The organism is Kineococcus indalonis (assembly GCF_009906395.1).
GTDB lineage: Bacteria > Actinomycetota > Actinomycetes > Actinomycetales > Kineococcaceae > Kineococcus > Kineococcus indalonis.
This window is the reverse complement of the sequence record NZ_JAAALM010000646.1, coordinates 1-1,976: the sequence shown is the minus strand read 5'-3', so window position 1 is coordinate 1,976 and position 1,976 is coordinate 1. Positions and strand designations below refer to the sequence as shown.

Annotated in this window: 2 protein-coding genes; one reads left to right on the top strand and one right to left on the bottom strand. The window is 79.0% G+C overall.

What is annotated here, in order from left to right; translation table 11 throughout:
* The first annotated feature begins 147 nt into the window (after window positions 1-147).
* Complete coding sequence (gene hflX, locus GTR00_RS19880; protein ID WP_166613276.1) at window positions 148-1,395, top strand: GTPase HflX; 1,248 nt, start codon at window positions 148-150, stop codon at window positions 1,393-1,395.
* 56 nt (window positions 1,396-1,451) lie between these two features.
* Here the strand turns inward: hflX and GTR00_RS19875 are convergent.
* Window positions 1,452-1,976: ComEC/Rec2 family competence protein (locus GTR00_RS19875; protein WP_240900678.1), on the bottom strand; the 525-nt coding region annotated here is incomplete at its 5' end.

The window sequence follows — 1,976 nt, the reverse complement described above, 5'->3', positions numbered from 1 at the left end:
CCCCCGACCGCGCCCCGACCGCGCGCCGCCGCCGCGGGTGCGCACCCGGTGGTGGCGGTCTAGCGTCGAGCGCGAGGTCGAACCGCGGCCCACGAGGCTCCTGCGCGGTGGACGCCCGGGCGGGAGCGGACCTGCGAGGAGCTCCCCGTGGCGGGAACCTGGTTGCTCGGCCCCGGCGGCAGGACGGACGCCGCCCCGCCGCTGGCGGTGCTGGTGGCCGTCGACGACGGCGACGTCGACGTGGAGGCGTCGCTGGCGGAGCTGGCGCGCCTGGCCGACACCGACGGGGTGGCCGTGGCCGACACCGTCGTGCAGCGGCGCGAGCACCCCGACCCCGCCACGTACGTGGGGTCCGGGACGGTGCGCACGCTGCAGGAGGTGCTGGAACGCACCGGCGCCTCGCTGGTGGTGTGCGACGACGAGCTCTCCCCCGCCCAGGTGCGCACCCTGGAGGAGCGCACCGGCGCGCGGGTGGTGGACCGCACCGCGCTCATCCTCGACGTCTTCGCCGAGCACGCCCGCAGCAGCGAGGGCCGCACCCAGGTGGAGCTGGCGCAGATCGCCTACCAGCTGCCGCGGCTGCGCGGGCGGGGCGCGCAGATGTCGCGCATCGGCGGCGGCCGCGTGGCCGGCGGCGCCGGGATCGGCGTGCGCGGGCCGGGCGAGATGCGGCTGGAGTCCGAGCGGCGCCGGCTGCGCCGCCGCGCCGGGGAGCTGCGCCGGCGCACCCGCGACATCGCCGCCCGGCGCGAGCGCACCCGCACCCGCCGCCAGCGCGACCGGGTGCCCTCCGTGGCGATCACCGGGTACACCAACGCGGGCAAGTCGGCGCTGCTGAACCGCCTCACCGCCGCGGAGGTGGAGGTGCGCGACGAGCTGTTCGCGACGCTGGACCCCACGGTGCGCCGCCTCGTCGTCGACGGCTCGGCGTTCACCGTCACCGACACGGTCGGCTTCGTGCGCAACCTGCCGCACCAGCTCGTCGACGCCTTCCGCTCCACGCTGGAGGAGGTCGTCGGCGCCGACCTCGTCGTGCACGTCGTGGACGCGAGCGCGCCGGACGCCATGGCGCAGGTGACCACGGTGCGCGGGGTGCTGCACGAGATCGGCGCCTCGCACCTGCCGGAGGTCCTCGTGCTCAACAAGGTCGACGTCGCCCCGGCGGAGTGGGTCGACGCGCTGCGCCGCGCGTACCCCGGCGCCCCCGCGGTGTCCGCGCTGACCGGCGAGGGGGTGCCGGAGCTGCGGCACCTGCTGGCGCGGCGGGTGCGCGAGCTGAGCGCGGCCCACGGGCACCCGGCCGGGTCCGAGGATCAGCAGGACGAGGAGCGGCAGGACGTCGTGGTGGACCTGCGGGAGGGCTCGGCGCGCGGCGCGGAGGGGGTGACCCGGTGACCCGGTAACCCGGTGACCCGGCGGCCGCCGGGGGCCGCGGGCAGCGCGTCGCCGCCTCACCCGTCGGAGTAGCGGGCGCGGCGCTCGGCCTCGCGCGCGTCCGGGCCGCGCACCAGGGTGCGCAGCCGCCCCGCGGTGCCGGCGACCGCGACGTCGCCGTCGCGGTCGGTGCGCAGGGTCCGCGCGCCCAGGCCCGCCAGCAGCGCCAGGGTCGGGGCGGCGGGGTGGCCGTAGTCGTTGGCGGCGCCGACCTCCACCAGCGCCACCCGCGGGCGCAGCGCCGCGTACAGCCCCGGCTCCTGCCGGCCGGAGCCGTGGTGGGCGACCTTGACGACGTCCACGACCGCCCCGCCGGGCCAGGAGCCGGCCGAGCGCAGCAGCCGGCGCTGCCCCTCGGGCTCCAGGTCGCCGGTCAGCAGCACCCGCACGCCGGAGACCTCGGCCAGCAGCACGACGCTGGCGTCGTTGACCTGCGAGGAGTCCGGCGCGGGCACGGCGGCGGCGCCGGGGCCGGGAGCCAGGACGGTCCAGCCCGCCCGCCCGGCGGTGCCGCCGCGCCCCGCGACCGCGGTGCGCAGCGG